The sequence below is a fragment of the Martelella sp. genome (assembly GCF_984369615.1).
Window position 1 is genome coordinate 1 of the sequence record NZ_CFHTCS010000281.1, and the last position, 5,770, is coordinate 5,770.

Sequence of the window (5,770 nt, forward strand, 5' to 3'; positions counted from 1 at the left end):
TTGCGACTGCTGCTGGAGCTTGACGGCGAGATTGTCGAGCGAGTCGATCCGCATATCGGCCTGCTTCACCGCGGAACCGAAAAGCTGATCGAGACCAAGACCTATCTTCAGGCCGTGCCCTATTTCGACCGGCTCGATTATGTGGCGCCGATGAACCAGGAGCACGCTTTCGCGCTGGCCGTGGAGAAGCTGCTGGAGGTCGAGATCCCGATTCGCGGCCAGCTCATCCGCGTGCTGTTTTCGGAAATCGGCCGCGTGCTGAACCACCTTCTGAACTGCACCACCGCCGCCATGGACGTCGGCGCGCTCACCCCGCCGCTCTGGGGCTTCGAGGAGCGCGAAAAGCTCATGGTGTTCTATGAGCGGGCCTGCGGCGCGCGCATGCATGCGGCCTATTTCCGGCCTGGCGGCGTGCATCAGGACCTGCCGCCCGAACTGGTCGAGGATATCGGCAAGTGGTGCGAGCAGTTCCCGGCAAAGCTCAACGATATCGAGGCGCTGCTGGCGGGCAACCGTATCTTCAAGCAGCGCAATGTCGATATCGGCAATATCACGCTCGAGGATGCGTTCGCGTGGGGCTTTTCCGGTCCGATGGTGCGCGGCTCGGGCGCTGCCTGGGACCTGCGCCGGGCGCAGCCCTATGAATGCTATTCCGATCTTGATTTCGACGTGGTCATCGGCAAGAACGGCGACTGCTATGACCGCTGGGTGCTGCGCATCAACGAGATGCGCGAATCGGTGAAGATCATGAAGCAGTGCGTCGAACGGCTGCTCGGCGATGCCAGAACCGGCCCGTTCAATTCGATGGACGGCAAGGTCGTACCGCCGAAGCGGGCGCAGATGAAGCGTTCGATGGAAGCGCTGATCCACCACTTCAAGCTCTATACCGAGGGTTATCACGTGCCGGAAGGCGAGGTTTATGCCGCCGTCGAGGCGCCCAAGGGCGAGTTCGGCGTCTACCTCGTTTCCGACGGCACCAACAAGCCCTATCGCTGCAAGATCCGCGCCCCGGGCTTTGCCCATCTTTCGGCGATGGACTTCATGTCGAAGGGCCATCAGCTTGCCGACGTCACCGCCATCATCGGGACGCTCGACATCGTGTTCGGTGAGGTGGACCGGTGATCGCTGACGCCCTTGCAATGTCAAGAATCGCTTTTTGCTGTCCCGGACCGGTTGAAGGCCGGTGCCAGAACATGGGATATGCAAGAGCTGTGAACAGAACCTCCGAAGAGGTATAAGAGAGCATGTCCGTTCGTCGACTAGCCGATGAGAATGTCCAGCCCGCCGCTTTCGCGTTTTCAGACGAAAATGCCCGCTGGGCCGAAGCCACGATCAAGAAATATCCCGAAGGTCGCCAGCAGTCCGCCGTGATCCCGCTTCTGATGCGGGCGCAGGAACAGGAAGGCTGGGTGACGCGTGCCGCGATCGAGAAGGTCGCCGACATGCTTTCCATGCCGTTGATCCGGGTGCTCGAGGTCGCGACCTTCTATACCCAGTTCCAGCTGAAGCCGGTCGGCACCAGGGCGCATATCCAGGTCTGCGGCACCACGCCGTGCATGCTGCGCGGCGCCGGCGACCTGATCAATGTCTGCAAGAAGAAGATCGGTCCCGAAGCCCTTGAGCCGAATGCCGATGGCACGCTGTCCTGGGAAGAGGTCGAGTGCCAGGGCGCCTGCGCCAATGCGCCGATGGTGATGATCTTCAAGGATGCCTATGAGGACCTGACGCCGGAGCGTCTGGAAGAAATCATCGATGCCTTCGAGGCCGGCCGTGGGGACGAGATCAAGCCCGGACCGCAGATCGACCGCTGGTTTTCCGCGCCCGAGGGCGGGTTCACCTCGCTCACGGATGATGATGACGACGATGCCAGCGCTGACGACGAGACCGACGAGGGCGCCGGTTCGCCGGAAGCGCTCGACGGCGCCGAAGGCGACCGGCCGCCGGCTGCCGATCGGAAACCGGAAGACCCGGACGATCTGAAGATGATTTCGGGCGTCGGCCCGAAGATCGAGAAGCTTCTGAACGATATCGGCATCTACAAGTTCGAACAGATCGCCGCATGGACGCCGGGCGAATGCGCCTGGGTCAATGCCTCGCTGAAGCTCGGCGGCCGCCTCGAGCGCGACGAGTGGCAGCGCCAGGCGGGCGTGCTGGCCAAGGGCGGCATCGAGGAATATGAAAAAGTGTTCGGCAGAACAGCGCGCTAGGAGTGAAGCATGTTAAAAGACAAGGACCGCATCTTCACCAACCTCTACGGCCATCGCGACAAGTCGCTGAAGGGCGCGATGGCGCGCGGCTCGTGGGACAATACCAAGGCGATTGTTGGCAAGGGCCGCGACTGGATCGTCCAGGAGATGAAGGATTCCGGCCTTCGCGGTCGTGGCGGCGCGGGCTTCCCGACGGGGCTCAAATGGTCGTTCATGCCCAAGGATGACCGGACGCATTATCTTGTTGTGAATGCTGACGAATCCGAGCCCGGTACCTGCAAGGACCGCGAGATCATGCGCCATGATCCGCATCACCTGATCGAGGGCTGCCTGCTGGCGGGCGTCGGAATGGGCGCGCATACGGCCTATATCTACATTCGCGGCGAGTTCATGCGCGAGCGTGAGGCTCTGCAGGCGGCGATCGACGAGTGCTACGAGGCCGGCCTGCTCGGAAAGAACAACAAATGCGGCTGGGACATGGACGTGATCGTCCACCACGGCGCCGGCGCCTACATCTGCGGCGAGGAGACGGCGCTTCTGGAAAGCCTTGAGGGCAAGAAGGGCCAGCCCCGGCTGAAGCCGCCGTTCCCGGCCAATATGGGCCTTTATGGTCTTCCGACCACCGTGAACAACGTCGAATCGATCGCGGTTGCGCCGACGATCCTCAGGCGCGGCGCGAGCTGGTTCTCCTCCTTCGGCCGTCCCAACAATGTCGGCACCAAGGTGTTCATGGTCTCCGGCCATGTGAACCGGCCCTGCGTGGTCGAGGAAAGCCTCGGCATCACCTTCCGCGAGCTGATCGAAAAGCATTGCGGCGGTATTCGCGGCGGCTGGAGCAACCTGCTTGCCGTGATCCCCGGCGGCGCGTCCTGCCCGGTGGTCAAGGGCGAGGACATGATCGACGTGCAGATGGACTTCGACGGCCTGCGCGAGGTGAAGTCCTCCTTCGGGACCGGCGGCGCGATTGTCATGGACAAGTCCACCGACATCATCAAGGCGATCGCAAGGCTTGCCGAATTCTTCAAGCATGAAAGCTGCGGCCAGTGCACGCCGTGCCGCGAGGGCACCGGCTGGATGTGGCGGGTGATGGAACGCATGGTGGTCGGCAAGGCGCAGAAGCGCGAGATCGATATGCTGTTCGAAGTCACCAAACAGGTGGAAGGCCACACGATCTGCGCGCTCGGCGACGCCGCCGCGTGGCCGATCCAGGGCCTCATCCGCAATTTCCGTCCGGAAATCGAAAAGCGGATCGACCAGTACACGGCCAACGCCACGTCGGAAGGCGCGGTGATGGAAGCGGCGGAGTAGACCGATGAAGTTCCATGACCAGGTTGATCGCATCGATGCCAGCAAGAGCTGCCTGGCGGGCTCGGCGTTTGATGATGTCGATCTGTCTGGTTCGAAGTTTCACAACGTGAACATGTCGGGCTGGAAGGTGAGCAACGCCAACTTTTCCGGCATGGTGGTCAAGGACGCAAACCTGTCCGGCATGACGGTGACGGATGCCAACCTCTCGGGTGTCGCGATCAGCGAATGCCGGTTGCACGGCATGACGATCGACGGCATCGATGTCGGCGCGATGCTTGCGCTGTGGAAAGAACACAAGGCTTGAGGCGGAACCCGGAGCGGGCGTACGCAATCGAGAACGGAATGCCGGCGATCTCTTTCGGATCATCGGCGAAGCGGGAAAAACGGATATGGTAAATCTGATTGTAGACGGCAAGGAAATCGAGGTTCCCGACCACTACACGCTGTTGCAGGCGGCTGAGTCGGCGGGCGCCGAAATCCCGCGCTTCTGCTTTCACGAGCGGCTGTCGATTGCCGGCAATTGCCGCATGTGCCTCATTCAGGTGAAGGGCGGGCCGCCGAAGCCGGCAGCCTCCTGCGCCATGGGGGTCAAGGATATTCGCGGCGGCCCGGACGGCTCGCTGCCGGAGATCTATACCAAGACGCCCATGGTCAAGAAGGCGCGCGAAGGGGTGATGGAGTTCCTGCTCATCAACCATCCGCTCGACTGCCCGATCTGCGACCAGGGTGGCGAGTGCGACCTGCAGGACCAGGCCATGGCCTTCGGCATCGACGCGTCGCGCTACCAGGAAGACAAGCGCGCCGTCGAGGACAAGTATATCGGTCCGCTGGTGAAGACGGTGATGAACCGCTGCATCCACTGCACGCGCTGCGTCCGCTTCACCACGGAAGTGGCCGGTATTTCCGAACTCGGTCTGATCGGCCGCGGCGAGGATGCCGAGATCACCACCTATCTGGAACAGGCGATGACGTCGGAGCTGCAGGGCAATGTCGTTGACCTTTGCCCGGTCGGCGCGCTGACCTCCAAGCCCTTCGCCTTCACCGCCCGTCCGTGGGAATTGAACAAAACCGAATCGATTGACGTCATGGATGCCGTCGGTTCGGCCATCCGCGTCGATACGCGCGGTCGCGAAGTGATGCGCATCATGCCGCGTGTCAATGAAGAGGTGAACGAGGAGTGGATCTCCGACAAGACCCGCTTCATCTGGGACGGTCTGCGCACCCAGCGCATCGACAAGCCCTATATCCGAGTCAACGGCCGCCTTCAGGCGTCGAACTGGAATGATGCCTTCGCCGCGATCAGGTCTGTGGTCGACGGCGTTTCCGGCGACCGGATCGGCGCGATTGCCGGCGATCTGGCGACGGTTGAGGAAATGTACGCGTTGAAGGGCCTGATGGCTTCGCTCGGCTCGGCCAATATCGACTGTCGTCAGGATGGGACGAAGCTTGATCCGGCAAACGGCCGCGCAAGCTATCTCTTCAACCCGACGATCGAAGGCATTGAAAGGGCTGACGCTCTTCTGATCATCGGCGCCAATCCGCGGTTTGAGGCCTCGGTGCTGAATGCGCGCATCCGCAAGCGCTTCCGCAAGGCCAATTTCCCGATCGCCGTGATCGGCGAGCAGGCGGACCTGCGCTACGATTACGAATATCTCGGCGCCGGCCCCCAGACGCTTGCCGATCTTGCCTCCGGTTCGCTCGGTTTCCTCGATGTGCTGAAAAAGGCCGAACGTCCGATCATCATGGTCGGGCAGGGCGCTCTGACGCGCGAGGACGGCGCCGCCGTGCTGGCCAGAGCGGCTCAGCTTGCCGGCGATGTCGGCGCGGTGAGCGAGGACTGGAACGGCTTTGCCGTGCTGCACACCGCGGCGGCGCGGGTCGGCGGTCTCGACATCGGCTTCGTGCCGGGCGAGGGCGGCAAGACCGCGGCCGAAATGCTGGGCGATACGGACGTCCTCTTCCTGCTCGGCGCTGACGAACTTGATTTCTCCGCCAAGAAGGCCGGCTTCACCGTCTATATCGGTTCGCACGGCGATGCCGGCGCGATGAACGCCGATGTGGTTCTGCCGGCGGCAACCTACACGGAAAAATCGGGCACCTATGTCAATACCGAGGGCCGCGTGCAGATGACCAACCGCGCAGGCTTCGCGCCGGGCGACGCGCGCGAGGACTGGGCTGTGCTCCGGGCGCTTTCCGGCATTCTCGGCAAGACGCTGCCTTACGATTCGCTGATGGCGCTGCGGGCCGCGCTTTAC

5 protein-coding genes are annotated in these 5,770 nt (G+C 62.5%); all 5 read left to right on the forward strand.

The features are described from left to right. Positions 1-1,122: NADH-quinone oxidoreductase subunit D (locus AC5DC2_RS18130; RefSeq protein ID WP_491699484.1), on the forward strand; the 1,122-nt coding region annotated here is incomplete at its 5' end. Positions 1,123-1,244: 122 nt separating this feature from the next. After that, a complete protein-coding gene (gene nuoE, locus AC5DC2_RS18135) occupies positions 1,245-2,207 on the forward strand; it encodes an NADH-quinone oxidoreductase subunit NuoE (protein ID WP_024707020.1) in 963 nt (320 codons plus the stop codon). Positions 2,208-2,216: 9 nt separating this feature from the next. Continuing rightward, positions 2,217-3,515, forward strand: a complete 1,299-nt coding sequence (gene nuoF, locus AC5DC2_RS18140; protein ID WP_491699485.1) for an NADH-quinone oxidoreductase subunit NuoF — start codon at positions 2,217-2,219, stop codon at positions 3,513-3,515. A 4-nt stretch (positions 3,516-3,519) separates the two neighbouring features. Beyond that, complete coding sequence (locus AC5DC2_RS18145) at positions 3,520-3,819, forward strand: pentapeptide repeat-containing protein (RefSeq protein ID WP_491699486.1); 300 nt, start codon at positions 3,520-3,522, stop codon at positions 3,817-3,819. A gap of 85 nt (positions 3,820-3,904) precedes the next feature. Continuing rightward, positions 3,905-5,770, forward strand: a 1,866-nt coding sequence (gene nuoG / locus AC5DC2_RS18150) for an NADH-quinone oxidoreductase subunit NuoG (protein WP_491699487.1), incomplete at its 3' end; no start/stop codon positions are given.